This is a genomic window from Methylotuvimicrobium sp. KM2 (genome assembly GCF_038051925.1).
Lineage (GTDB): Bacteria > Pseudomonadota > Gammaproteobacteria > Methylococcales > Methylomonadaceae > Methylotuvimicrobium.
Genome location: NZ_CP150634.1, coordinates 1,085,418 through 1,110,419, shown reverse-complemented (window position 1 = coordinate 1,110,419; position 25,002 = coordinate 1,085,418). Strand labels below are relative to the sequence as shown.

Sequence of the window (25,002 nt, the reverse complement as noted above, 5' to 3'; positions counted from 1 at the left end):
TCGACACGACTTCCAAAAAAACTAGCATTATCCGAGCCATCAGGCCGAACAAGGAATAGCAATGCCGGATTCTTTCATTCTGGCAATTTTATAGCGTAGTGTTCTAGGACTAATACCCAATTTTTCGGCCGTGGTTTTACGGCTACCGTTTTCGGTCAGTAATGTTTGCAGGATCATTTTTTCCTCCGCCGAACGTACTTGATCGCCTAAAGAAGATGTGTCTTCGGAGCTATCGACCCAAGCGTTTTCATTGAAGTATTCAGACATGGCATGCAGGTCTACATTCTCCTCGAAGATTAAATCTTCTACTGCGATTCGCTTACCGCTTTTTAAAATCAAAGCTCGCTGCATCACATTTTCCAATTCTCTTACATTTCCCGGCCATGAATAAGCTTGCATTTTATCTATTGCTTCACGATCGAAAACGGCTTCACACGCCGCGTCGAAACCATGACGCCGCAACAACTCGATAGCCAAAGGCAAAATATCGCCGGGGCGCTCTCGTAATGCCGGTATCCTCAGTGGAAATACACTTAAACGATAATATAAATCTTCCCTAAACAGGCCCTGCTCGACAGATTGCTTCAATTTTCGATTGGTTGCCGCCAAAATTCTGACGTTCAATTCAATCTTTCTATGATTGCCGATGCGTTCCACTTCTTTTTCCTGTAAGACGCGCAGTAATTTAGCCTGTAAACCCAAATCCATTTCGGCGATTTCATCCAGCAGCAATGTTCCATCTTGAGCCAACTCGAACTTCCCCGGCATCGATTGCACCGCACCGGTAAAAGCACCTTTTTCGTAGCCAAACAACATCGCTTCCAACATATTGTCCGGAATTGCGGCACAATTGACCGCGACAAAGGGTCCGTCGCGATACGGCGATTGCTCGTGTATGGCGCGTGCCACAACCTCCTTACCGGTACCGCTTTCTCCCTGCAACAACACCGTGACTTGGGTTTGCGCTACGCGCTCTATCAAGCGATAAAGTTTTTGCATCGCCGGATCCGGCCCTATCGTAAAATCCGCAGCCGGCGCATCGGTAACGGTGAATGCGGCAACTTTATCGATTAAAGCCGAAGCCTCGAAAGGCTTAACCAAATAATCGACTGCTCCTTGCCGCATCGCCCTAACCGCTTTAGGCACAGTTCCATAAGCCGTCATCAACAATACCGGAAGCCCCGAATACAGAGCGTTTATATTGCGCAACAGCTCGAAACCGTCCATCACCGGCATTTGCACGTCGCTTACAACCAACTTTACTCGATTACGCCCGAGCTTTGCCAATGCTTCCGTTCCATTATGCGCCGCTAATACCCGGTATCCTTCAAGTTCTAGCGTATCCGACAGCGCCTCGCATAGATCGGGATCATCTTCGACAATCAATACATCATATTGCTTCATCATATAACTCCTCGAACTTAGCTTGCCTTCCTGAAAACCCGCCGGGTAACGCCGGTTTCGTCTCCCAGGCAATCGGCATCTCCAATTCAAACACAGCCCCCATACCCGGCACCGAGTCGCAACTCACCTTGCCGTGATGCGCTCTAACGACACTGTCGACAACGGCAAGCCCTAAACCTGTGCCGCTGCTTTTTGTGGTATAAAAGGGTTCAAAAACCCTTTTATAAAGAGCTTTTTCAATGCCCGGCCCGGTATCGCGAACGGTAAAGATAAGTTTTTGTCGTGAAGACCGAACCACTGTCAACGTGACAACGCCTTTTCCGGCACAGGCATCAAGAGCATTGTTCAATAAATTCATAATCGCACCGCGTAACGCCGGCTCGTTACCTGTCAATATCTCGAAACCCGCCTCATTGTTGATGCTAAATTCAACAGAGTTGCAGGCTGCCAAGCGGTCCGCCATTGCGTCTTCGACATTGCCGAGCAAGTCATGCAGCGCGAAAGTCGCCATCGACAAACGACCTTCCTTCGCAAAAATCAGCATATCGTTTACCTGTCTTTCTAAATAATGCAGGCGCTCGAGAATCTTGCTTGAAAATTGTTGCCGTTTGTTCTCGCCTAAACCAGGCCTTGACATTTGCGAAGCATACAAAATAGCGGTTGATAACGGCGTTCTGACTTGATGGGCCAAGCTCGCGATCATTTCCCCCATGGCCGATAAATTATTTTGCCGATCGACCAAATCTTGCAGGGCCCGCATTTCGCTTACGTCGGATAACAAGACCAGTTGTCCCGCTCCTTCAGTCAATGCGTTATAACTCAAGCCGACACGCTTACCGTTCGGCAATTGTCGCTCGTGGGGATTCTCGGAAACCGCTTTAAGACTGCGCTCGGCTACTTCAGACCACGGCCTTTGCAATAATGGCTCATCTAAATATTCGAGCGCTGTGGGATTATAATCGGCGACTTTGCCGGAAGGCTCGATAATCAAAATACCGGCCGGCAAAGCGGTGAGTATTTGCCGTAAACGGGCCGCAATTTTTTCATTTTCCAATAGCGTTTTAAGTCTCTCGCTACGTGCTGCGGCCAACTCTTCGTTCAGCTTCGCGACTTGCCGTTCCAAATTTTGATAGGAAACCGTCAAATCTTGAGATAACTCGTTAAATAATCGAAAGGCATCGGCGAGTTGTTCGGTTTTATTGTGGGATTGTGAAATCGTTGATGAAGACATAGACTGATCGCTCCGGAATGGCTCAATCAGATTAAAGCAAAATACGGACCACTTTATTTCACCTAAACATTCAACGACTTACCGTCAAACTCCTGTTCCTTTCGTCAAAAATATGTCGACGTTATCGCTGCAAGTCGTATTTACGAAGCTTTTCAACTAGCGTCGTTCTCTGCATCTTTAAGCGCTTGGCTGCATGGGCAACCACGCCATTGCATTCTTCCAGAGCCTGACGGATTAAGTCGCTCTCCATGTCGCTTAAATATTCCTTCAAATCGATACCTTGCTTCGGTAATTGAAAGACTCCCGAGACACCTTCCGCCGCGTCGTTACTCTTGCGAACGGCTTCCGGCTCGAATGACTCTTCCGTAACAATTTTTATATTCTCCGGCACGACATAATGTTGAAATTTTTCAGGTAAATCCTCTGCGTCAACTAAACCATTAGGCTTAATAATCGCGAGTCTTTCAATCAAATTGGCCAGTTCCCTCACATTACCCGGCCATTGATGTTGCATTAATAGAGCTATCGCCGTATCGGTCAACCGCACCGAACCGCGATTTTCGGAGGCCATTCTCGCTATCAAATCCTTTGCCAACAAAGGTATATCTTCGGCCCTATCTCTCAATGCCGGCATTTCGATCGGAAAAACATTCAACCGGTAAAACAAGTCCTCCCGAAACCGATTTTCTTTGATTTCGTCGTCCAATTTGCGATGCGTAGCGGCGATGATGCGAACGTTACAATGTATTGTTTTATTGCTACCGACCCGTTCGAATGTACGCTCTTGCAGTACTCGCAATAGCTTGACCTGCATCGCCATCGGCATATCCCCGATTTCGTCGAGAAACAACGTACCGCCTTCGGCCAATTCAAAACGGCCTTGCCGGGTCGACAAGGCACCTGTAAAAGCGCCTTTTTCATGCCCGAATAGCTCGCTCTCCAACAATTCGCCCGGAATCGCTCCGCAATTAATCGGCACGAACGGCTGATTGCTGCGTAACGACCAATCATGTACAGTCCTAGCAACAACTTCTTTACCGGTACCCGATTCGCCAAGAATTAACACGGTTGCATCGGACTCGGCGACTTGATCAATGAGTTTACACACATTGACAATCGCCTTGCTATTACCCTTGAGACGTTGCTTCGACGATAAACGCCGCTCGTAAACTCGTCTATCAAGGGCATGGCGGGGCATTTGTCCGTTATAGATCGAAGCTAATATTTCATCTAATAATTTCTTTAATGCGGCATGAGTGGTCGGCCATACCAATTGTTGAAACAACATATCTTCGACTGCCGTAGGCAACACCTCGACAACATCCTTATCTTTCAACAAAATAACCGGAGCCCGTTCAGTCTTCTCCAAGGCGGATTTGATAACCGAAGCTTGCTTATCGATCGAATCGCCAATAAATACGGCAATTAAATCCTCGCCGCAACGTTCGATACCATCGGTAATAGTGGATGGAAGAGCCATTTCCACCCGATGCTCCATAAATTCTAATACTGCTTTGAATTGAAGCGCTCTGGTTTGATTATCATCGATCAATAAAATACACGGCCAAGCCATAATTCTTTTTTACCTGAAATATCCGTCTATCTTTGCGCGAATAACCCGCGCTCTAAAGTCTGGACTAGAAAATACGTCTAATGAATTGTTTTGCATAATATCGAAAAATCGGCATGCGATAAGAGGTTAGCCTATTTTGATAAAAAATCCTTAGCTATTATTTATGACGAGCTATATGAATGGTCCTTTGGCACAAAACATGACGGCAATACAGGACTTCGCGGAGCAACGCGGCGCCCTCGGAGATCAAAATTCGGCACCGGGGTGCCCGCCAAAGGACGCCGTGAACCCAGCACCTAAATTAGGCAAGATTGTTACCATAGCCAAAAGGCTATGGAATTTAGGTGCTGGGTGAATACGTCCATGTAGGCTCTATGCCAGCCCCTCACCTAGTGTTAGGTGAGGGGCCGGGCACCCCGGTGCCTCCTAAGGCACTGCCGAATTTTGAAGTGCGAAAGGTATACATACAGCACGCACCAGGCGCTCAATCATCGCTTGCCTACCTCCAATACGCAGTCTTGCATTCCCTTCCTAACTTGTGGACGAGCAAACTCGGGCAGCAATGGCGCGACTTGCGTTAGCCTAAACTGGGATAATCACTGGGTTCAAGACAGCATGCCGATTTAATATTATGGCGTTTTTCGACTACCCGGTAGCGCTTGCTAAATGCGGTGTGAGTTTAGTCAACTAATGTACGGATTACCAAAAACATCAGTTTTGCTGAAGGCTGTAAGGGACTAACCATAGGCTTTCGGAGCTGATCACAAAGATTAGACATTATATAAGATAAGGTTTCAAAATGAGAATTACTGTTGCACACCCATGCTAGCAAAACTTTTGTCGGACACTCGGCGCCTCCTCGGGCACTATCGAAATTTGAGGTTCGAAAGAAATGATGAGCTGGAAACAGACAGACGAAACCAAAGTATGCCAAAATGCGCTTTAAAGTATGCTATTCAACTCAGGTCTCATTATGAATGATTGTTTTATGATTGAAATTACAGCTAACGAAGCGCGTAGACTCGTTCGACGGGGAATAGTGTGCTCTATTAGGATCAACAACGACTCCAACCGCATTCGGGTATTCATCGTTATCGGAAGCGAAGCGGGACATGTATTAAACACTTCCTATCCAACAATCGAGTCGGCTCAAAGAGCGATTGACGAACTCAATTGGACGGGACCTGTCGTCATTGATTGACGATCGATAATCCGAGCAAAAGATAAAATTGAAGCGCCTATAATTGGCACCTCGAAATGATAGCATTATGATTTAATCGAAAATCACAAGCCTTTGATTCAATTGGTCGGGGCGAGAGGATTTGAACCTCCTATCCCTTGCACCCCATAAAGGTAAATCATTGTTTTTTACCGTCCAGCATAATCCCTACTCCGATATTATTTCATTATTTTTCATAATGTTATGAATTTGCATTGCCCGATACAATTTGTCTAAATCCAAGAAAAAAGGTCTCCCGAAAAACCGTACAAGTGAATCATGGCAAACAACAAAATCACAGACCTTGCTTTCCGAAAACTCAAACCCGGCGACAAGGAAAGGCTTGTTTCAGACGGCGGCGGCTTGTACATTCGCATTCGTTCAGTAGCTGATGGCGGCGCTATCTCCTTCAGGCTTAAATACCGTGTCGACGGAAAAATAAAATGGGCTAATTTGACTTCGAAATCCTTGCAAGCAGCACGAAGGGAACGCGATGAACTCAAGCTGCAGGTTAAATCCGGGATCGACCCAACGCTTGAAAAGAAGTTAGAGCAAGAGCGCCAACGCAAAAAGCAACTTGAGGAACAAGCTGAACTAGCCCGTCAACAGGCGCTTATCACCGTTAGAGATTTATTCGAACGCTGGGCCGCTACAGATTTGCAAAACCGCAAGGACAGCGGCAAGGAAATCCGGCGCATGTTTGAGAAGGACGTGTTGCCGGTTATCGGTCATCTTGCCGTATCCGATGTCCGTAAAGGGCATATCACCGAGATAACAGACGCTTTGTTATTACGTGGCGTGAATCGCATGGCTAAACTCATATTGTCATTGGTGCGACAGATGTTCAGGTATGCCGTGGACCGCGACATTATTGATGTTTGATCCTACCGCTAGCATACGTAAAGCCAAAATCGGCGGTAAATCCGTGGAGCGTGATCGGATATTAAGTGAGGATGAAATCCGGGAGCTTTACCGGAAGCTGCCCAATGCTAATTTTATATCGTCAACTGAGTGTGCTATCTGGATCATGCTTTCAACTTGCTGCCGTGTTGGTGAACTTTCAAAGGCCCGATGGGAGCACGTTGACTTGACAGCAAAAACCTGGCTTATCCCGGATGAGCATAGCAAAAACGGTAAACCTCATATCATTTACTTATCCGATTTTGCCTTGCGTCAATTTAAACGATTGTCGGAACATCGGGAGTCAGATAGCTGGATGTTCATGGATCGAAGCAAGACTCATCACGTCTGCGATAAAAGCATATCCAAACAGATAAACGACCGACAAACTGACCGGGTTAGAAGCAATAAAAGCCAGCATAAGGACGCATTGCGACTATCAGGCGGCAAATGGACACCGCATGACTTGAGACGCACTGGCGCAACGCTAATGGGTAATCTGGGCGTATTGCCGGATGTTATAGAAAAATGCCTAAACCACACAGAGCAGAACAAAATGAAACGTATATATCAACGCCAGGAACTGAAAGCCGAACAAGCCGAGGCATGGCGTATATTGGGCGAACGACTGGAGTTATTGACCGGAGATAACAAAAATGTCGTTCCGATAAAACGAGCAAGCTGAAGAAAAAACAATTTAAAGACGCACAAATGGCGTACAATCACTTATATCCGATTGGAGGAATTATGCCTACTACAGAAACAACCAAACAAGAGCGCATGCACATTCGCCTCGACGCACTTTCCAAACAAAAGCTGGAAAAAGCGGCCAGTTACAGCCATAAAAAGCTATCCGAATTTGTATTGTCTCAATCACTGGCAGCGGCTGAAAGCATCATCAGCGAGCATGAACAAATGACTTTATCCCAAACCGACTGGGAACTGTTTTTAGACGCTCTGGAAAACCCACCGGCTAAAAATGCCAAATTGAAAGAGGCTTTGGCATTGCATAAAGAGTCGGTTGTCCGGGATTCATGAAGTTAAAGATCGTAGCACTCAACGCCAACCACCAGCGCAAACTATTCGACTGCGGCGATGCCGGCCTGAATAGCTACTTGCAACAATATGCTCGCCAGAATGTAAAGCATCGTATCAATAAGGTATTTGTAGCGACAGATGCCGATTGTCCGCAAATCATTCTAGGTTATTACACTCTCAGCGCTGGCAGTATTTGTGTCGATGACTTGCCGCCAGATCATAAACTACGCTTGCCCAAATACCCGGTCCCTACCGCATTATTGGGAAGACTAGCGGTTGATAAGCGCCACCAGGGCCAACGCCTGGGGACGATATTATTAGCGGATGCAGTCCAGCGTGTGGAGCAGGCTAGCGAAGTGATGGCGGTTTATGCGGTCGTGGTGGATGCTTTGAACTCTTCGGCAGCGGCGTTTTATCAACAGTTCGGTTTTATCGCGTTTCCTGGTCAGCCTTTAAAATTGTTCTTGCCGTTAAACAATTAAACGACAAAATCATTTCATAATTCAACATATGAAATTAAGCCAAAGAGCTTGTTTAGTTCCGAATCGTTGGCATCCATTACTACAGATAAAACGGTTGGCAGCTCAGCATTTTCATGGAAAAAACCTAAATCACAACCGTGTCGTAAAAGCCAGCCAACAACCGCAAGACGCTTTTTCTTTTGTTCCTCCTGTTTTGTTTCTCGATAAAGCCATACTGCTCGCATCAGAGGGATCACTTCATCTTGCGCGGATTCAACTAACAAGTGCAATTCATTTTGAGTGATAAAGAAGGGGTCAACTGTTATAGTACCACCCCTTCTCAATCCGACCAAAGATGGATAAGCGATGACGGACTACAAACAGTTGACCGAAGCACAACGATACCAGATTGCCGCCTTATTGAAAGCAGGACAAACAAATAAAAAGATCGCCGAGATTGTTGGCGTCTCAGAGGGCACGATTAGCCGTGAGTTGACACGTAATCGCGGACTGCGTGGCTATCGTCCTAAACAGGCCCAGATCAAGTCGGACAGACGCAAACGGCAAGCCTTTAAGTCCGTTAAAATGACCGCGGAAGTAATTAGCTTAATCGAAGGCCAAGTGCGTCTGGATTGGAGCCCTGAGCAAATTTCGGGCTGGCTGGACAAGGAGCACGGCACACGTATCAGTCATGAACGGATCTATCAGCACATTTGGGCAGACAAACGCGCGGGAGGCGACCTGTATAAGCACTTGCGCCAAGCCCACAAGAAGCGCCGCAAGAAATATGGCTCGAAAGACAAACGGGGGCAGATTGTCGGGCGTGTCGGCATCGCAGAAAGACCGGCGATTGTTGACGAAAAGGGCCGTATCGGTGATTGGGAAATTGATACCGTCATCGGAAAAAACCATCAGGGCGCCTTGGTGACGCTGGTCGATCGTAAGTCCAAGTTCACCTTGATTAAAAAGGTCGATAGCAAGCATGCTGAAGGCGTGACGACAGCAACAATTGAGTTACTGACCAATTATCAGGACAAGGTACTGACGATTACCTCGGATAACGGGAAAGAGTTTGCCGGACACAAAGCGATCAGCCAAGCGCTCAATGCGCCAGTTTATTTCGCCAACCCTTATTGCTCCTGGGAACGTGGACTTAACGAGAATACCAATGGCCTCATTCGGCAATATTTCCCCAAGGGCAGCAGCTTTGAGGACATCACCGACGAGCAGGTCGAAAAGGTTATGCACCGGCTCAATCACCGCCCCCGAAAAGGACTGGACTATCGAACACCTCATTCGGTGTTTTTTGAACAACCAGAGTGCAAAGCCGCATGATTAGTGGGATTGCACTTATAACTTGAATCCAGGAAAAGTATTAAACATTCCTAAGACTGATATCGATATCAATCTAGCGGATGGTGATGCATATATCTCACTTGGGGAGGATATCAATTTAAATAATGTCTATGTCGATATCGAGCAAGACCCTCCTGCATTAGTCGAGTTTCCGCCCAAACCGCACAGGCTAAGCCGATGGGATTGGCAAACAAAAGCCTACGCAGAAGATACGAGCGAAATCATCGCCCTGTGCAGGTCTGAAGCCGAACGCAACATCGACCGAATAGCCGGTCAAGCCCGCCTAAACTACTTCACCGAAGCGCCTGGCCAACAAGCGACCTACCTGAGCAAACTGGACGACGCCAAAGCCTACATCGCGGCAGGATACCCGGAAGATGCTTCCCCTTATAAATGGGTCAAAGCCGAAGTCGACGCCACCGGCGCGACCGCCGCTGAAGTGGCCGATCTGATCGTAACCACGGCAGCGCAATGGGAAGAAGTGGGGGCAGCGATCGAAGGCGCTCGTCAAGCAGCCAAACGCGTATTAAAACTTGCCGAAGACATCGAATCAATTAACGCTGCGGAGGAGTCATTTAAAGGTGCTATCCAAGAGTTTTTGGAGTGACAAATATCGCGCAAAACTGGTGACAAATATCGCGCGAAGTTACATCAATCGATAAAAAAAGGTATCCCGAAAGGTATCCCGAAACCTTATTTTTATGATTTTGAGAATTTTGATATTTTTTAAGTCTTTGATTCAATTGGTCGGGGCGAGAGGATTTGAACCTCCGACCCCTTGCACCCCATGCAAGTGCGCTACCAAGCTGCGCTACGCCCCGACGATTTGAAAAAGAATCGAATGATACTGGATATTCGTTAAAAAGTGAATACAAACTTAACTATTCAGGCCTATCTATTGAATAATTAAAGCTTGCTAATTATTTAAGAATTTCCAGTATATCTTCTAATTCGCCGATCATTTGATGAATCAACTGCTTGGTCCTAGTTGAGTCTTCCTTGGCATCGTCGCTTGATAAGTGCGCCCTCGCGCCTCCTATCGTATAGCCTTGCTCATAAAGGAGCGATCGAATCTGACGAATCATCAATACATCGTGCCTTTGATAGTAACGACGGTTACCCCGCCGTTTTACTGGGGCTAGCTCTGAAAACTCCTGCTCCCAATACCTTAGTACATGCGGCTTGACCGCACATAACTCGCTGACTTCACCTATCGTAAAATAGCGTTTCGCCGGTATCTGTGGCAGTTCATTATTATTACTCGGTTCCAGCATAAGCTTCTACTCGGGCTTTTAGTTTTTGACCGGACCTGAATGTTACCACACGACGGGCGGTAATAGGTATTTCTTCACCTGTTTTCGGATTTCTACCCGGCCGACTGTTTTTGTCCCGAAGTTCGAATTTGCCGAATCCCGATAATTTGACCTGTTCTCCGTTTTCCAAAGATCCTTTTATTTCTTCGAAAAACAAATCCACCATGTCTTTCGCTTCGCGCTTGTTTAATCCAAGCTCGTCAAATAGCCTCTCGGCAAAATCAGCTTTCGTTAATGCCATAAATTTAATCCCTCAGTTTTGCATTGGTCTTATCGGCTAAAGCCGCTAACAGTTTGCTAAATATAGCATCTATTTGCGAATCGGTAAGAGTTTGTGAAAAATCTTGAAAAACCAGCCCTAAGGCAATGCTTTTGCAACCGGCTTCGACACCAGCTCCACGATACACGTCGAAAATCATAATGTCTTGTATCATCGGCTCGTTACAGCTTTTTATCGTATCGACGATTTGACCGGCCGTCACTTTTTCATCGACGATCAAGGCCATATCACGGCGTACCGAAGGAAACTTCGATAATGGTTTGAACGCAGGAATCGCTTTATTCAGCAACAAATCTTGGTCCAACTCAAACAGAAAAACTCTCGAATCGAAATCGAGCTGCTTTTCGAGCAACGGATGCAACATGCCTAACCAGCCTACATTTTCTCCTGACGCAGAAAGAATTTGCGCCGACTGACCAGGATGTAAAGCGGGATTCATTGCCGCCTCAAAACGAAACTTCATACCGGTTAAGGCAAACAGGGCCTCAAGATCGGCCTTAACATCGAAAAAATCGATTGCACGGCCATTATCTCCCCATTGCTCGGCATAAACATCGCCGATCGCGAGACCTGCCAGCATTTTTTGCTGATGAGTCGCGCCGCCCCGACGCACGAAACGTAAACCGGTTTCGAATAACCGGACCCGAGTATGCTGCCGATTGATATTATGCAAGGCGGCACGCAGCAAGCCGCACCATAAAGTGGTTCTCATCACAGCCAATTCCGATGAAATCGGATTCTGCAATGGAATAAACTCATCATCCGGCGCGATGATTTTTTGTATCGCCTCATCGACGAAACTATAGGTGATCGCTTCTTGATAACCTCTATCGACTAAAAAATCCTTCGCTCTATCGAGTTCGAGTATCGCTTCCGGCGCCTTGCTCAACTCCGAGCGCATGAATAATTCGCTTTGCGGCAGATTGTTGTAGCCGACAATACGGGCCACTTCCTCGATCAAATCAGCCTCGATGGCGATATCAAAGCGGAATCCGGGCGGGGTAACCTGCCACCCCTCTTCCGCTGTTTCGACCGACATGCCCAGACGCTCGAAAATATCGGAAATCACCTCATCTTCAAGCTCGACGCAAAGAATGTCCAAAACTTGTTGTTTGCGCAATAAAACCGGCAAGCGCTTCGGCAAGGCCGTTTCGGTTTTGACTTCCGTAACCGGACCTGCGCTACCGCCCGCAATCGAAAGAATCAGTTGCGTCGCTCTTTCCAGAGCTCGAGATTGTAAATAAGGATCGACACCACGTTCGAAACGATGCGAGGAATCGGTATGCAAACCATATCGCCGGGCTTTGCCCATAATGGTATCCGGCGAGAAATACGCGCATTCCAAAAAGATATTGCTTGTTTTATCGCCGACAGCGCTTTCGCTACCGCCCATAACGCCAGCCAAGGCCAACGCACAACTATCATCGGCGATGACCAGCGTTTCGTTATCGAGCACGATTTCTTGATCGTTCAACAGGCTCAGTTTTTCACCGGCCTCGGCTAAACGCACCCGAATTCCGCCGGTCAATTTATCGGCATCGAAGGCATGTAAAGGCTGCCCCATCTCCAACAATACATAGTTGGTGACATCGACCAAAGGCCCGAGACTACGCAATCCGGATCTTCGCAGACGCTCCTGCAGCCATAACGGGGTTTCGGCGTCAGGATTGACATTTTTAATCAATCGACCGGTATAACGAGGGCAATATTCAACAGCCTCTACCGCGACCGCTAGCGTCTCTTGATGAGCCGCCGAAACCGGCATCACATGTTCCGGTTTAAAATCCAAGCGATTCAACACCGCCACTTCACGAGCAATACCTTCGACGCTCAGGCAATCGGCCCGGTTAGGCGTCAAATCAACCTCGATCATATTATCGTTCAGCGACAAATAATCTCGAATATCGGTTCCCACCGGCGAGTCGACGGGCAATTCCATCAAGCCTTCGGCATCTTTTGCCAAACCCAGCTCTTTTTCGGAACACAGCATACCGAACGATTCGACGCCGCGCAGTTTCGACTTTTTGATTTTGAAATCGCCGGGCAATACCGCACCGATCAGTGCTGCCGGAATTTTCAAACCGACCCGAACATTTGCAGCTCCGCAAACAATTTGCAACGGTTCGGCCTCACCAACCTCGACCCTGCAGACTCGCAATCGATCGGCGTCGGGATGCGGCTCCATCGCCAAAACTTCGCCAACCACAACTCCGCTAAAATCGGCCGCCGCCGGCGTCACCGAATCGACTTCGAGACCGGCCATTGTCAATTGCTCGACCAGTTCCGCCGTCGTAATCGGCGGATTGACCAGTTCTCTTAACCAAGCTTCACTTAATTGCATGATCCGACCTTAACCTACCTAAATTGCTGCAAAAATTTCAGATCGTTTTCGAAAAACAGTCTTAAATCGTTGATTCCATAGCGCAGCATCGCCAGGCGCTCGACTCCCATGCCGAATGCGAAGCCCGAATACAGCTCGCCGTTAATACCCACCGATTTGAATACTTCGGGATGTATCATGCCGCAACCCATCACTTCGAGCCAGCCGGTATGTCCGCACACGCGGCAGCCTTTTCCTCCGCACATCACGCACTCGATATCGACTTCCGCAGATGGTTCGGTAAACGGAAAATAAGAAGGACGAAAGCGGACTTGAATGTCTTTTTCGAAGAAGGCGCGCAAAAATTCATAAACGACGCCTTTTAAATCGGCAAAGCTCACGCCGCTATCGACCAAAAAGCCTTCGACTTGATGAAACATCGGCGTGTGCGTCAAATCCGAATCGCAACGATACACGCGGCCCGGCGCGATGACTTTCAACGGCGGCTGTTCGGATTCCATCACGCGGATCTGCACAGGCGACGTATGCGTGCGAAGCACCGTATGGGCATCGAAATAAAAGGTATCGTGCATTGCACGCGCCGGATGATGATCGGGAATATTCAAGGCGCCGAAGTTATGATAATCGTCCTCGATTTCGGGACCTTCGACGACATCGAATCCAACGCCGGCGAATATTTTTGCGATGCGGCGCAGGGTACGGCTAACCGGATGCAAACCTGCAACCTGTTGCCCTCGTCCCGGCAGTGTCACATCGACAGACTCGCTCGCTAAGCGCTGTTGTAGCGCCGCTTCTTCTAACGCTTGCTTCTTCGCGTCAAGCGCTTCTTGAAACTGGTTTTTTGCTTGATTGATGACCTGCCCGGCTTCTCGTCGCTGCTGCGGCTCGAGGTTGCCCAATTCTTTCATCTGCAGCGTAAATAGGCCTTTTTTGCCTAGATAATGAACGCGCACCTGATCCAACTGATTTAGGTCTTGAGAATTCGCAAGTTCTTGTAAAGCTTGCGCCAGGAGATCTTCGAGAGTAGCCGACACTGCTCAACTCGCTATTAGAAATGAATGGGAAATATCGAAAAAGTGCGGTCGCTGCATTGCTGAAGCGGCCGCACTATGAAACGTGTATTTTAAAGAAAAACGCTTGGGGAGTCGGTCGCACTCGAGGAAGGCGCGCGATGCGCACCCTGCGTCATAGCTATTTCGAAAAATCGCGAAAAGCTGGAATGAACCGACCCGACCGGTTTTTCTTTTTTAGGGCTTACTGCAGTTGGCTTGCGCAATTTTAGCCAGTTCCGCGAAAGCTTCCATATCACGCACGGCCAAATCGGCTAACACTTTACGATCGACCACAACATTGGCTTTATTCAAACCATTGATGAAACGACTGTAGGACATTCCGCACAGACGCGCAGCGGCGTTGATACGAACAATCCACAAGGCGCGGAATTGACGTTTTTTCTGTTTGCGGTCGCGGTAAGCATATTGGCCTGCCTTGATCACTGCTTGCTTAGCAACGCGATAAACCCGGCTACGTGCGCCGTAGTATCCTTTCGCTTGCTTTAAAATCTTTTTATGTCTTGCTCTGGCAGTTACGCCACGTTTAACTCTTGCCACTGTTCTTCTCCTGTCGTTTTAACTGTAAGGCATCATACGTGTCGCCATGCGCACGTCGGACGGGTGAAGATGGGCCGCTTTACGCAACTGTCTTTTTCTTTTGGTGGACTTTTTTGTCAAAATATGACGCCGATGCGATTGTCCGCACTTAAATCCGCCTGCGGTTTTCTTAAAACGCTTTGCCGCACCGCGATTAGTTTTAATTTTTGGCATTTGTTTGCTCCGATTAAAAATAGTAAGTTTCCTTGAGATTTAAACCCGACAAGGCAAAATGCAAGGCCCTGAAGAATTTGTGTCGCATTACTCTAAGCAATGCTTTCTGTTGCATTCCTAGCAACAAGGACGTACAAACCACGCCCTTTTATTTTTTCTTTTTCGGCCCCATAACCATAACCATTTGACGGCCTTCCATTTTAGGGAACTGCTCAACTAAGGCCAGCTCTTCCAAATCCTTTTCGATACGCTTCAATAAATCCATGCCCAACTCTTTATGAGCCATTTCGCGACCGCGAAAACGGAGCGTGATTTTGGTTTTATTGCCTTCTTCGAGAAACTTAGTCAGGTTTTTCAATTTAACCTGATAGTCTCCTTCTTCGGTGCCCGGACGAAACTTGATTTCCTTAACCTGTATCTGTTTTTGCTTTTTCTTGGCGGCCTGCTGTTTCTTGTTTTGTTCGAACTGAAACTTGCCGTAATCCATGACTTTACAAACCGGCGGATCCGCATTCGGTGAAATCTCCACCAGATCCAGGTTGTTATCATAAGCCAGCTGCTTTGCTTCATCGATCGATATTATGCCGAGCGCTTCGCCATCCGCACCAACGACTCTCACCCTTCTACAGGTGATCGTGTCATTTATGCGCACTTCGTCTTTTTTCGCTGAGATACCCTAATCCTCCAAACTATGATTATTTTTTGTCTTCAATCTCGCTACCAAGCCGTTCGGTCAATTGATCGATTGAAAGACTGCCTAAATCTTCACCCTTTTGCGTTCTAACCGTAACTACCTGATTGTCCATTTCTTTATCTCCGATAATCAAAAGATACGGCACCCGCTGCATCGAGTGTTCGCGAATTTTAAAGCCTATCTTCTCATTTCTCAAGTCAATTATCGTTCTGAAGCCTTGTTTTTCAAGCTTACCTACGACTTGTTCGGCATATTCGGCTTGTCTGTCGGCAATATTCAACACGGCAATTTGCACCGGAGAGAGCCAGAGAGGGAATGTGCCGGCATGTTGTTCGATCAGGATACCGATGAAGCGTTCGAGCGAACCGAGAATTGCTCTATGCAACATAACAGGTACTTGTTTAGAACCGTCTTCGGAGATATAACTCGCGCCAAGCCGGCCAGGCATTGAAAAATCGACCTGTATCGTACCGCACTGCCAGACCCTGCCGATACAATCCTTTAACGAGAACTCGATTTTAGGTCCGTAGAAAGCGCCCTCACCGGGCTGCAACTGCCAATCCAAATCTTTATTGTTCAATGCGACTTCCAGCGCTTCCTCGGCCTTATCCCAGACCGAATCGTCACCTACCCTATTTTCCGGCCGGGTCGATAATTTGATAATGACTTCGCGGAAGCCGAAATCTTTGTAAACTTCAAACAATAAGTCGATAAATATCGAGACTTCCTGTTGAATTTGATCCTCGGTACAGAAAATATGCGCATCATCCTGCACAAAGTTTCTAACCCGCATCAAGCCATGCAAGGTTCCTGAGGGCTCGTTACGATGGCAGGAACCGAATTCGGCCATGCGAATCGGCAGATCGCGGTAACTTTTCAACCCGTGATTGTAAATCTGCACATGGCAAGGACAGTTCATCGGCTTGATCGCATAATCGCGATTTTCCGAATGCGTCGTGAAAATCATGTCGCCGAACTTATCCCAATGCCCGGATTTCTCCCATAACGATCGATCGACGACTTGCGGCGTTTTGACTTCCTGGTAGCCGTTCAGACGCAGTTTATTGCGGATGTATTGTTCGACCTGCTGATAAAGCGTCCAGCCCTTGCTATGCCAGAAAACCATACCCGGCGCTTCTTCTTGAGCATGAAACAAATCGAGAGATTTGGCTAACTTACGGTGATCGCGCTTCTCGGCTTCTTCCAGACGATGCAAATAGGCCTTCAGGTCTTTGCTATCGCCCCAGGCAGTACCGTAAATACGCTGCAGCATTTCGTTGTTGGAATCGCCGCGCCAATAAGCGCCTGCAATCTTCATTAATTTGAAGGCCTTTAGTTTACCTGTGCTCGGCACATGAGGTCCGCGGCATAAATCGGTAAATTCGCCTTGGGCATACAAAGACAAATCTTCATTGGCCGGAATTGATTCGATGATCTCGGCCTTATAAGCTTCGCCTTGATCCTTAAAAAACTTAACCGCATCGTCGCGCGACAACAGAAAGCGCTTGATTGCGACATCTTCGGCGACGATTTGCTGCATCATTTTTTCGATCGCTGCAAGATCGTCCGGCGTAAAGGGTCTCTTATAGGAAAAGTCGTAATAAAATCCGTTTTCTACGACCGGACCGATCGTTACTTGCGCATCGGGAAACAAGCGCTTAACCGCTTGCGCCAGCAAATGCGCAGCCGAATGACGAATTACGTCGACGCCTTCTTCATCTTTAGCAGTTACAATCTGCAAATGGGCATCTTGTTCGATGACCGTTTCGGCATCGACCAACTTATCGTCAATACGACCGGCCAATGTAGCTTTTGCCAATCCGGAACCGATAGACCGGGCCACATCCATAACTGTGACGGAATGGTCGAATTCACGCTGTGATCCATCGGGGAGTGTGATTACCGGCATGTTAATTTAAGACTGATCAAGGTTCACTAACAAAAAAGCACCGATATACGGTGCTTTGAAATTTGGTAGGCGCGATTGGATTCGAACCAACGACCCCCACCATGTCAAGGTGGTGCTCTAACCAACTGAGCTACGCGCCTAAGGTCTGTGTGTTCAGGCCGCCTATTATAACTATCCTTTAATTTTTTGCAACGATTAAAAATGAAATTTATTTAACTGATTGCATACGGTTTCTGTTGAAACAGAATCGGTGGCTATTGCGTTCCAATGCATAGCAGGCTTACTCCAAAGTCGCTCAGACTTCCGGATTCCAATCTTGCTGCAACCCTTTTTTCACCAAGTCGCGCAAATTGCCGAGCACTTGTCGCTGCACCTCGGAATCGCTGTCTCGAGAAAAAACCACATAAGCGGGCAATTTGAATTGCGGACTGCCGGGAACGAGGTGCAGCTTTTTCGCCTGAATAAACGACTTGGACATCCGAATAGGCAGGTAACACGAACCGCCATTGCTGATTATTAATTGTATGCCCAGCCAGCCGATATTAACCACTTGAGCGGGACTCTCCAAGTCCGGATAGTAATTACTGTGCTGAGCGTAAAAATCCGGTCCCCAGTCCACGTATACATAATCGTCGCCCGGCCAGGTTTTGTCGCAATCGGTAGCCAGTAGCACAAGGGTTTCGTCGAACAAATGCTCTACCACCAGGCCGGGACTGTGTTGCGGCGTATACATAAGACCGATATCGATATTGCCTTCGATAAGTCCTCGCATCAAATCTTCTTCGAACCCGATATTGCAGCGGATCGAGACGTCCGGCGACTGTTTGCGAACCTCCCCTATCCAATACGGCAGTATTTCCTCCCACAAAGCAATTCGAGCTCCTACGGTAATACTGGCACGGAATCGACTTGGCAAACCGATATCGTGTTGAGCTTGCTCGAGTGTCAATAACAGCGATTTAGCGTGCCCTAAAAATCGACGTCCTTGCTGCGTCAAATGAGCTCCCGACCGGTTGCGTACGAACAAAGGAACTCTCAAATAGGCTTCCAAACGCTGTATTCGATTACTCACCGTCGATTGTGTGAGATACAGCCTATTAGCCGCTTCTTGAAAACTGCCATTTGCCGCGACGCTTAAAAAAGTTCTTATCTGCTCAATATCCATAAAATTTAATATTCAAGTTTTCGATATTAAATGCAATTAAATATCGTTTGTCAAATGTAATATGCCGGTTCTATAGTAGTCTTCAAATCAATGAGAGTGGGTTTTAGATCCCGCCCGGTAGGTCGGCATTTCCGCACCCCAAACAAACTGGAGAATTTCATGATGTTCGATAAACGTATCATTTGGATTTCGACAATAACCAGAACGATTGGTATTCCAATACTTATGCTCGTGGCAATGAGCCTATTCGATACCGTTCTATTATCAAAAGATAGCTGCCCGAAGATAAGGGCTTCACGTAGTGCTGAGATGAAATCAGTGCTGTCCGAAATCGCACCGATCTCGGGCGAAAGCGGGACACCCGGTCATCCGCATTATCTCAAACTGGTTTTACCTCAGTGTCCAGATTTCATGATTTACCGAAAAACGGAGAGTGTTTTGGTCGCTGGCGCACTTTGCCATAGAGATAATTTAATCGAGCGGGGCCGAACGTCTGATGAAGTCCTAGACCCAATTTCAAAAACCAAACCATTCATTTTCCGTTCCGGCGCGCTCACCTGGCCAAGCCGAGAAATTATTTAGGGGATAGCTAGAGAGGGGAAGCTCCGATGAATTTGAAAATTTTAGGCGGCGTTAATCTTTCCGCAAAATACAAAGCTGGAATTTGGATAGTCTTGATGATCGCCGTCTATGCCCAATTCGATCTTTTGATTCACCTGTCGATTGAATTTCTTCATATTTCGTTCGAGATGTTCGAATTTGCTCTCGATCAACTGATCGAGCATATTTTTCATACCGATCTCCACACTACGCAGGTCATCACGTTTTACCTGATGCTGCTGATCGCGGCACTCCTTTTATATATGTTGGCCCGTTCAATACCGACCTGGTATCACACAACCAAACGCGATCTGCTTGATTGCTACCATCAACTGATAGACGAATTCTTGAGTAATTGGCGAACGATGACGGTAATCAATCAAATCAAATGGTGTTCGATTTTGGCGGCCTGCTCCGGTTTGTTGCTGTTGATGTTGGGATTATTGAGCTGATCGGTGAGTATCTTGTTTTAAAGCGAGGATATTACTATGTCGAATAGAAACATAAATGAAAACTACCGGGGCGTGTATTCGTTGCTGAAATTCGCTAAAAAAATATCCGAAAAGCGACAACCGATGAGACTATCGAATCGGTACAAAAGATCTGTAACTAGCAGATAGGCTGGAGTCAATTGATGCCCATGGCGATATTTTTTGCTGAAAGGTTACATGGTTGGCGCTTTGGTCTATTGAATATCGTATTGGCAGTCGGACACATGACGGTATTGTTTAACGCGGGCGCTTATATTTCATTGATGCCTCATGTTGCTGGGGATTTAGGTGGTGTAAAGCCCAGTTTTGGAACCTGGGCCCAAACCGACTTCATGATCGCCCTGGCGCTGGGTTTTCCATTGAGCCGCTGGCTTTCGGGAAAATACGGAGCTTACCGCGTATGGGTAGCGGCATTCATTCTCTACGCTTTTGCGTCTTATCTATGCGCGATCAGCAAAACTCTGCTGCTGTTTCTTCCCGCGCGTATCCTGCTCGGTTTTGTAGGGGGAATTACGCTCCCAGTCGGCCAAAACTTGTTGCTCGATGAATATCCAGAACACCTAAAGTTGCTGGGACTGGGATTTTGGGGGCTAATTGGCATCATGCCATTCACGGTCAGCTTTTCTATCGGTGGATTGATCGCCGATGAGATGGGTTGGCGTTACCTGTTTTATCTGAATATACCGATTGCGATTATCGTTGCCGCCATTATCGGTTCGTTGCTTGCGGGCAGAAGATACGATCGTAGTGACAGCCGTTTCGATTTTATCGGCTTTGTGTTATTGGCGATTATTTTAGGCGGCATCCAAACTATTTTGAACCAAGGAAACGACTTTGATTGGCTGGATTCGACTTTTCTGAGCGTGGTAACGGCCCTGGTGATTATCGCGTTGTCCTTGTTTGTTGTCTGGGAGCTTGGAGAGCGTCATCCGGCCCTAGATATAAGCCTTTTTACCAACCGTAATTTCGCCATCGGCGTGATTTGTTCGTCCGTCGGATTCCTGTTGATTCAAGGGATACTTTCGCTGCTCATCGTTCAATTACAAGTGTTACTCGGCTATTCGTCCTATTTAGCCAGCATGGTTTTTTTTCCGACGGTTCTGCTGGCGGTGCCCGTAACAATAGCATTGCATAGCTTATCCGTTCGTGTGGATGTCCGGCTGCTGGCCAGTCTTAATTTTTTGGGATTCGCAGGCATTTGGTATTGGATTGGGTTATTCGATGACCCCGGTTCTTTCGATCAGATTTTCTGGCCCATGTTGCTTCTCGGATTTTTCCTGGGTTCTTTTTTTGTGCCATTAACCCGTTTGACCGTACATGGATTTTCAGCCACAAAAGAGCAACGCTCGGCCGAGGAAGCCGGATTATTGCGCATTGTCGCAGGGGCTTTTGGCATTACTTTGCAAGGCGTTTTATTGTTTCGCAGAGCGCCGTTTCATCAATTGCATTTGGCGGATAATTTTGGTGGAAGACGGTTCGCGTCTCTAGACCTGCTGAATGAGTTTTCAACTCGGCTGAAAGCCGACGGACTTGCTCCGGAGGTAGTCAACGACCAGCTTGCGCTAATCATCAAACAACAAGCGGCGATATTGGCAATGAGTGATGCTTTTTTGTTAACCAGCTATTTTTTTGTCGGTTTGGCCGGACTCATTTGGTTCGCCCGCCCAGTCTATCTTCATCCGTACCGAAAAGACAGCAAAGAGATAGAAGCTGTTCGGGCGGAACAATTGATGGAAGAGCCATGATCAGCCGGTTGAGGTTGCTTCGAAGGGTGTCTTTCCTGGCGTGCCTGGTGATGCTCGCAATCTCGGGGTGCGCCTGGATACCGAAAGGTGGAAAACCGGCGGAGTTTATCGAGATGCCGCCCATCGCACATTTATCATCTGATGAGTCCACGGAATCACCGAATTTGTTGAAGCAATGGCCGAAACAGGATTGGTGGCAAGAATTCGGTAGCGATGAACTCAATCATCTTATGACAACGGCTTTAATGGATAACCCGGGACTCAAAGCGTCTACGGCTAGGTTGCGTCAAACGCAAGCGCTGGTTCGCGTGGAAGGCGCCCGTCTGCTGCCGTTCCTCGATGCGGACATGGAGTTCGTCAATGAACGCATTTCGGAAAATGGGATTTATGCCGCACTGAATCGTGAAGAAGCGGCGGGAACCAATATTGTCTTCGGGCAAATAAACCCATTGAGCTTCCGATACGAGTTTGACTTCTGGGGGAAACATCGTGCGGCGCTTGAAGCGGCCATTGGCGAAGCGGCGGCAGAGGAAGCGGAGCTGGCCGAAACCCGATTGCAGCTGACGAGCGCTATTGCAAGAGCCTATATCCGTGGCGTGGCATTACGGCAACAGCTAAATTTGTCAAAGAAAGTAGTTAAGCTGCAGCGCGAACTTCTTCTCCTGGTCAAAACGCGGCTAGAGCTGGGTCTTGACTCCGAAGATCCTGTGGAGCAAGCAGAAATCGATTTAGAAGTCGCTAACAAGCGAGTAGCGGGTGTACGTGATCAACTGGACATCCAAAAAAATCTACTGGCTCGGCTGGTTGGGACCGGACCGGACTCGATACAAAACTTATTTGCGGGCAAGGTCAATATTTCAAAGCAATTGCAGTTGCCCAACAGGCTTCCGCTGGAATTGCTTGCCCATCGGCCGGATCTCGCCTCCGCTTTACGCCGTGCCGAAGCGGCCGCAGAACGGATAAAAATGGCCAAAGCCAGCTTCTTGCCAACGGTCGATTTAACTGCTTTCGCCGGCATAAACGCTCTTAGAATGACGAAGGGGGCAAGCAGTTTAGCCAACATTCTATTTTCGGGCTCCAGTTTTTCGTACGGTGTAGCGCCCGGCCTGCGCCTTCCTTTGTTTGAAGGAGGGCGGCTGCGAGGTGAGCTGTCGGTCCAGCGAGCAGAATATGACGGAGCTGTGGAGCTTTATAATGACACCTTGCTGCATGCAGTACAGGAAGTCGCCGACAGCCTCAGCAGTTGGAAAGAATCCCATTTAATACTGAAAGCGCAAGCTCGCTTACTCACTTCATCGCGCAGGAACCAGAGACTCGCGGAGGATCGTTTCCGCATCGGATTGGACGATCGCCAGCCGCTGTTGAGTCGTCTGCACACCGTATTCGATCAGGAATATGCCTTGAAATCGGTCGAAGCGGACCATTGGATCGCCAGAGTGGATTTGATCGAAGCACTCGGCGGCGGGTACACGAACGATCTTCAAATCGTTCAACAGAAAATCATACACCCGCCCGATCACCCGGAAGGTTTTAATTTATTCAAGTGGTTGTTTTCCTGGTCAGGAATTTTCAGCGACCAACGAACGGACGACTCTGAAAGTTTCAGCTTCCTCAAATGGTTGACTGCCATGCCAACAATATTCGACGAAAATTGAACGACGTTTTACAGAGCAAAACTTATGAAAGTGCAGTGTAACAACTTACGCGCCCGCCGAAATCGCAGTTTGCAGTGGGTTGCCTTTATGTTGCTGATAGCGGCTTCGATCTACGCCTGCTATTGGTGGATTTATTATCGCGACTGGATTGTTAGCCACAATGCATTTGTCACCGGCAACCTGATCCCGGTCGAAGCGGATACGACCGGCATTGTCACCCAGGTTTTAGCGGAGGAAACTCAGTCCGTCAATAAAGGCGATCTCCTCGTTCGCCTTGATGAACACCGGGCGAAAACTGCCTTGAGCAAAACCGCGGGAGAACTTGGACAAGCGGTACGAGAAATCGGTGCGCTATTCGCTACTCATCAGCAAATCTGTCAAAAGCTGATTGCTCGCTCCTTTAGACTTGCCCGCGTACGTCACGACGTTTTTCGATTTCGGCAAGGGGTTCCTAGCGGATCAGTTTCGAAGCAAGCTTTGCAGAATGCCGAAGACCAGATGTCGGCTTTGGACGCGGAAATGATTGAGGCCAAATCCGAACTCATAGCGGTTCAAGCCAGAATTGGCGGTACGAGCAGAACGGATCATCCCGATATTGAAACGGCCAAGCAACACTTTATCACCGCCTACATCGAATATAGCCGGCAACGTATTTACGCTCCGGTATCTGGTTATGTCGCGATGCGGAAAGTTCAAGTCGGCAATCGGGTTCAACCGGGCGACTCTTTGCTGACGCTGATCCCGTTAGATCATCTATGGGTGGAGGCAAACTTACGGGAAACCGAGGTGCAAGGTATACGACCCGGCCAATCGGCGGATGTCGCCGTCGATATGCATCAGGGAAGTCATACCTTTCATGGGACTGTGGAAGGGCTAGTTCCTGGTACAGGTAGTGTTTTTGCCTTGTTGCCTCCCGACAACGCGACTGGAAATTTCATTCATATCGTAGAGCGAGTGCCTGTACGCATTGCGCTGCCGGAAGACGAGATATTGAAGCACCCTATTCGCCCCGGTCTTTCGACGATAACTTCGATTCATTTGCAAGACACCGGAAAATCTCCTATCAGTTCGATAACGAAAGTGTCAAGCCAGGAATATGAGACGGATATTTTCTCTGAAGAACTGCTTGAGGCGGAGTCAAAAGCTCAGGAAATCATTGCATTAAATCTGGTGACGCCAAATGAACCGTTAAAACTCGATTGCAGCGCTATCAATAACTAACCATTGAAAATCATATACCTTTTGCAGATCAAATTTCGGCGGGAATTGCCGAGATCCGGAGAGCAAGGATACTCAACAATTAACCAACTTGGGGTAAAAGCAATGGAAACCGAACCAACTCGATCGACTAAAGAGCTCAATACCACCGGTGAGACAGACTGGAAGGTTCAAATGATAATCTCTCACAACAATGCAATAAATAAAAATGACGAATTTTGGATGTTTACTCTCGATGCTCTTGATGATGATATTTGGATATGGTGCATCCATGAAAATAAAGTGTTTTGCTCAAGCCAATGGAAGAAATCACTGGGCTACCACAAAAATGAAATAGGCGACTCTTTTCAAGAATGGAAATCTCTCGTTCACCCGGATGATTTATTTGGATATTACACCAATTTTAAACGGCACGTTAATGGCGAAATCCCTCTGTTTACATGCGAACATCGCATGCGAAACGTAGACGGTAGCTATCGATGGTTTCGCGACAACGGTCGTGTTATAAGCAGGACAAAGAGCGGAAAACCGCTGCTTCTTGTGGGCTCCCACATTGGCATCAAGAAAGGAAATCCGGTTAAAAATT

At 47.7% G+C, this 25,002-nt stretch carries 24 protein-coding genes and 2 tRNA genes; 11 read left to right on the top strand and 15 right to left on the bottom strand.

Annotated elements, in window-relative coordinates:
• Positions 1-39: 39 nt before the first annotated feature.
• The 3 genes from WJM45_RS04945 to WJM45_RS04935 all read right to left on the bottom strand — a co-directional run bounded on the left by WJM45_RS04945 (position 40) and on the right by WJM45_RS04935 (position 4,208).
• Positions 40-1,407, bottom strand: a complete 1,368-nt coding sequence (locus WJM45_RS04945; RefSeq protein WP_341327870.1) for a sigma-54 dependent transcriptional regulator — start codon at positions 1,405-1,407, stop codon at positions 40-42.
• Positions 1,391-2,635: an ATP-binding protein gene (locus tag WJM45_RS04940; protein ID WP_341327869.1), complete on the bottom strand. Its 1,245-nt coding sequence runs from the start codon at positions 2,633-2,635 to the stop codon at positions 1,391-1,393. Before WJM45_RS04940 ends, WJM45_RS04945 begins: the two co-directional genes overlap by 17 nt.
• Positions 2,636-2,756: 121 nt before the next feature.
• Positions 2,757-4,208 carry a sigma-54 dependent transcriptional regulator gene (locus WJM45_RS04935; RefSeq protein ID WP_341327868.1) on the bottom strand — a complete coding sequence of 484 codons (1,452 nt, stop codon included), beginning with the start codon at positions 4,206-4,208 and terminating at the stop codon, positions 2,757-2,759.
• Between the two features lie 1,498 nt (positions 4,209-5,706).
• Between WJM45_RS04935 and WJM45_RS04930 the strand changes: the two genes are divergently transcribed.
• The 4 genes from WJM45_RS04930 (at position 5,707) to WJM45_RS04915 (ending at position 7,847) form a co-directional block, all read left to right on the top strand.
• Complete coding sequence (locus tag WJM45_RS04930; protein ID WP_341327867.1) at positions 5,707-6,309, top strand: Arm DNA-binding domain-containing protein; 603 nt, start codon at positions 5,707-5,709, stop codon at positions 6,307-6,309.
• Entirely contained in the window at positions 6,278-7,012 is a 735-nt protein-coding gene (locus WJM45_RS04925) for a site-specific integrase (RefSeq protein ID WP_341327866.1), read from the top strand. Before WJM45_RS04930 ends, WJM45_RS04925 begins: the two co-directional genes overlap by 32 nt.
• A gap of 62 nt (positions 7,013-7,074) precedes the next feature.
• Entirely contained in the window at positions 7,075-7,365 is a 291-nt protein-coding gene (locus WJM45_RS04920; protein ID WP_341327865.1) for a DUF1778 domain-containing protein, read from the top strand.
• A complete protein-coding gene (locus WJM45_RS04915; RefSeq protein WP_341327864.1) occupies positions 7,362-7,847 on the top strand; it encodes a GNAT family N-acetyltransferase in 486 nt (161 codons plus the stop codon). Before WJM45_RS04920 ends, WJM45_RS04915 begins: the two co-directional genes overlap by 4 nt.
• A 14-nt stretch (positions 7,848-7,861) precedes the next feature.
• On the opposite strand, the gene WJM45_RS04910 is transcribed toward WJM45_RS04915, so the two are convergent.
• Positions 7,862-8,110, bottom strand: coding sequence for a hypothetical protein (locus WJM45_RS04910; RefSeq protein ID WP_341327863.1), 249 nt, complete (start codon positions 8,108-8,110; stop codon positions 7,862-7,864).
• A gap of 82 nt (positions 8,111-8,192) precedes the next feature.
• On the opposite strand from WJM45_RS04910, the gene WJM45_RS04905 reads away from it, so the two are divergent.
• Positions 8,193-9,161: an IS30 family transposase gene (locus WJM45_RS04905; RefSeq protein WP_341327862.1), complete on the top strand. Its 969-nt coding sequence runs from the start codon at positions 8,193-8,195 to the stop codon at positions 9,159-9,161.
• Positions 9,162-9,183: 22 nt separating this feature from the next.
• Complete coding sequence (locus WJM45_RS04900; protein ID WP_341327861.1) at positions 9,184-9,789, top strand: hypothetical protein; 606 nt, start codon at positions 9,184-9,186, stop codon at positions 9,787-9,789.
• A gap of 137 nt (positions 9,790-9,926) precedes the next feature.
• On the opposite strand, the gene WJM45_RS04895 is transcribed toward WJM45_RS04900, so the two are convergent.
• The 11 genes from WJM45_RS04895 to WJM45_RS04845 all read right to left on the bottom strand — a co-directional run bounded on the left by WJM45_RS04895 (position 9,927) and on the right by WJM45_RS04845 (position 18,707).
• Positions 9,927-10,003, bottom strand: a tRNA-Pro gene (locus WJM45_RS04895).
• 99 nt (positions 10,004-10,102) lie between these two features.
• The gene (locus WJM45_RS04890; protein WP_017840101.1) at positions 10,103-10,456 is read right to left on the bottom strand and encodes a MerR family transcriptional regulator; all 354 of its coding nucleotides are present in this window, start codon (positions 10,454-10,456) and stop codon (positions 10,103-10,105) included.
• Entirely contained in the window at positions 10,440-10,736 is a 297-nt protein-coding gene (ihfA, locus tag WJM45_RS04885; protein ID WP_014147396.1) for an integration host factor subunit alpha, read from the bottom strand. Before ihfA ends, WJM45_RS04890 begins: the two co-directional genes overlap by 17 nt.
• 4 nt (positions 10,737-10,740) lie before the next feature.
• Positions 10,741-13,116, bottom strand: coding sequence for a phenylalanine--tRNA ligase subunit beta (gene pheT, locus WJM45_RS04880; RefSeq protein WP_341327860.1), 2,376 nt, complete (start codon positions 13,114-13,116; stop codon positions 10,741-10,743).
• Positions 13,117-13,130: 14 nt separating this feature from the next.
• Complete coding sequence (gene pheS, locus WJM45_RS04875; protein ID WP_341327859.1) at positions 13,131-14,150, bottom strand: phenylalanine--tRNA ligase subunit alpha; 1,020 nt, start codon at positions 14,148-14,150, stop codon at positions 13,131-13,133.
• 213 nt (positions 14,151-14,363) lie between these two features.
• Positions 14,364-14,726, bottom strand: a complete 363-nt coding sequence (gene rplT, locus WJM45_RS04870) for a 50S ribosomal protein L20 (protein WP_341327858.1) — start codon at positions 14,724-14,726, stop codon at positions 14,364-14,366.
• An 18-nt stretch (positions 14,727-14,744) separates the two neighbouring features.
• The gene (gene rpmI / locus WJM45_RS04865) at positions 14,745-14,939 is read right to left on the bottom strand and encodes a 50S ribosomal protein L35 (protein WP_083877669.1); all 195 of its coding nucleotides are present in this window, start codon (positions 14,937-14,939) and stop codon (positions 14,745-14,747) included.
• A gap of 148 nt (positions 14,940-15,087) precedes the next feature.
• A complete protein-coding gene (infC, locus tag WJM45_RS04860) occupies positions 15,088-15,612 on the bottom strand; it encodes a translation initiation factor IF-3 (protein ID WP_083877670.1) in 525 nt (174 codons plus the stop codon).
• 22 nt (positions 15,613-15,634) lie between these two features.
• On the bottom strand, positions 15,635-17,542 hold the full coding sequence (gene thrS, locus WJM45_RS04855) for a threonine--tRNA ligase (RefSeq protein WP_341327857.1): 1,908 nt from the start codon (positions 17,540-17,542) through the stop codon (positions 15,635-15,637).
• Positions 17,543-17,605: 63 nt separating this feature from the next.
• Positions 17,606-17,682, bottom strand: a tRNA-Val gene (locus WJM45_RS04850).
• Between the two features lie 155 nt (positions 17,683-17,837).
• Positions 17,838-18,707, bottom strand: a complete 870-nt coding sequence (locus tag WJM45_RS04845) for a LysR family transcriptional regulator (protein WP_341327856.1) — start codon at positions 18,705-18,707, stop codon at positions 17,838-17,840.
• A 159-nt stretch (positions 18,708-18,866) separates the two neighbouring features.
• Here WJM45_RS04845 and WJM45_RS04840 point away from each other — a divergent pair, with 159 nt between their 5' ends.
• The 5 genes from WJM45_RS04840 (at position 18,867) to WJM45_RS04820 (ending at position 24,419) form a co-directional block, all read left to right on the top strand.
• A complete protein-coding gene (locus WJM45_RS04840) occupies positions 18,867-19,289 on the top strand; it encodes a hypothetical protein (RefSeq protein WP_341327855.1) in 423 nt (140 codons plus the stop codon).
• Positions 19,290-19,315: 26 nt separating this feature from the next.
• The gene (locus WJM45_RS04835) at positions 19,316-19,759 is read left to right on the top strand and encodes a hypothetical protein (RefSeq protein ID WP_341327854.1); all 444 of its coding nucleotides are present in this window, start codon (positions 19,316-19,318) and stop codon (positions 19,757-19,759) included.
• Between the two features lie 182 nt (positions 19,760-19,941).
• Positions 19,942-21,543 carry a DHA2 family efflux MFS transporter permease subunit gene (locus tag WJM45_RS04830; RefSeq protein WP_341327853.1) on the top strand — a complete coding sequence of 534 codons (1,602 nt, stop codon included), beginning with the start codon at positions 19,942-19,944 and terminating at the stop codon, positions 21,541-21,543.
• Positions 21,540-23,198, top strand: a complete 1,659-nt coding sequence (locus WJM45_RS04825; protein WP_341327852.1) for an efflux transporter outer membrane subunit — start codon at positions 21,540-21,542, stop codon at positions 23,196-23,198. Before WJM45_RS04830 ends, WJM45_RS04825 begins: the two co-directional genes overlap by 4 nt.
• Positions 23,199-23,222: 24 nt before the next feature.
• Positions 23,223-24,419, top strand: a complete 1,197-nt coding sequence (locus WJM45_RS04820; protein ID WP_341327851.1) for an HlyD family secretion protein — start codon at positions 23,223-23,225, stop codon at positions 24,417-24,419.
• The last annotated feature ends 583 nt before the right edge of the window (positions 24,420-25,002 follow it).

What these genes read in the sequence shown, in the direction of transcription:
- WJM45_RS04825 (WP_341327852.1), top strand. Translation starts at nt 21,540, where the DNA reads ATGATCAGCCGGTTGAGGTTGCTTCGAAGGGTGTCTTTCCTGGCGTGC.
- WJM45_RS04830 (WP_341327853.1), top strand. Translation starts at nt 19,942, where the DNA reads ATGCCCATGGCGATATTTTTTGCTGAAAGGTTACATGGTTGGCGCTTT.
- WJM45_RS04925 (WP_341327866.1), top strand. Translation starts at nt 6,278, where the DNA reads ATGCCGTGGACCGCGACATTATTGATGTTTGATCCTACCGCTAGCATA.
- WJM45_RS04940 (WP_341327869.1), bottom strand. Translation starts at nt 2,635, where the DNA reads ATGTCTTCATCAACGATTTCACAATCCCACAATAAAACCGAACAACTC.
- WJM45_RS04845 (WP_341327856.1), bottom strand. Translation starts at nt 18,707, where the DNA reads ATGGATATTGAGCAGATAAGAACTTTTTTAAGCGTCGCGGCAAATGGC.
- WJM45_RS04835 (WP_341327854.1), top strand. Translation starts at nt 19,316, where the DNA reads ATGAATTTGAAAATTTTAGGCGGCGTTAATCTTTCCGCAAAATACAAA.
- WJM45_RS04935 (WP_341327868.1), bottom strand. Translation starts at nt 4,208, where the DNA reads ATGGCTTGGCCGTGTATTTTATTGATCGATGATAATCAAACCAGAGCG.
- pheT (WP_341327860.1), bottom strand. Translation starts at nt 13,116, where the DNA reads ATGCAATTAAGTGAAGCTTGGTTAAGAGAACTGGTCAATCCGCCGATT.
- thrS (WP_341327857.1), bottom strand. Translation starts at nt 17,542, where the DNA reads ATGCCGGTAATCACACTCCCCGATGGATCACAGCGTGAATTCGACCAT.
- WJM45_RS04930 (WP_341327867.1), top strand. Translation starts at nt 5,707, where the DNA reads ATGGCAAACAACAAAATCACAGACCTTGCTTTCCGAAAACTCAAACCC.
- rpmI (WP_083877669.1), bottom strand. Translation starts at nt 14,939, where the DNA reads ATGCCAAAAATTAAAACTAATCGCGGTGCGGCAAAGCGTTTTAAGAAA.
- WJM45_RS04945 (WP_341327870.1), bottom strand. Translation starts at nt 1,407, where the DNA reads ATGATGAAGCAATATGATGTATTGATTGTCGAAGATGATCCCGATCTA.
- WJM45_RS04920 (WP_341327865.1), top strand. Translation starts at nt 7,075, where the DNA reads ATGCCTACTACAGAAACAACCAAACAAGAGCGCATGCACATTCGCCTC.
- WJM45_RS04915 (WP_341327864.1), top strand. Translation starts at nt 7,362, where the DNA reads ATGAAGTTAAAGATCGTAGCACTCAACGCCAACCACCAGCGCAAACTA.
- WJM45_RS04840 (WP_341327855.1), top strand. Translation starts at nt 18,867, where the DNA reads ATGATGTTCGATAAACGTATCATTTGGATTTCGACAATAACCAGAACG.
- ihfA (WP_014147396.1), bottom strand. Translation starts at nt 10,736, where the DNA reads ATGGCATTAACGAAAGCTGATTTTGCCGAGAGGCTATTTGACGAGCTT.
- WJM45_RS04890 (WP_017840101.1), bottom strand. Translation starts at nt 10,456, where the DNA reads ATGCTGGAACCGAGTAATAATAATGAACTGCCACAGATACCGGCGAAA.
- WJM45_RS04905 (WP_341327862.1), top strand. Translation starts at nt 8,193, where the DNA reads ATGACGGACTACAAACAGTTGACCGAAGCACAACGATACCAGATTGCC.
- WJM45_RS04820 (WP_341327851.1), top strand. Translation starts at nt 23,223, where the DNA reads ATGAAAGTGCAGTGTAACAACTTACGCGCCCGCCGAAATCGCAGTTTG.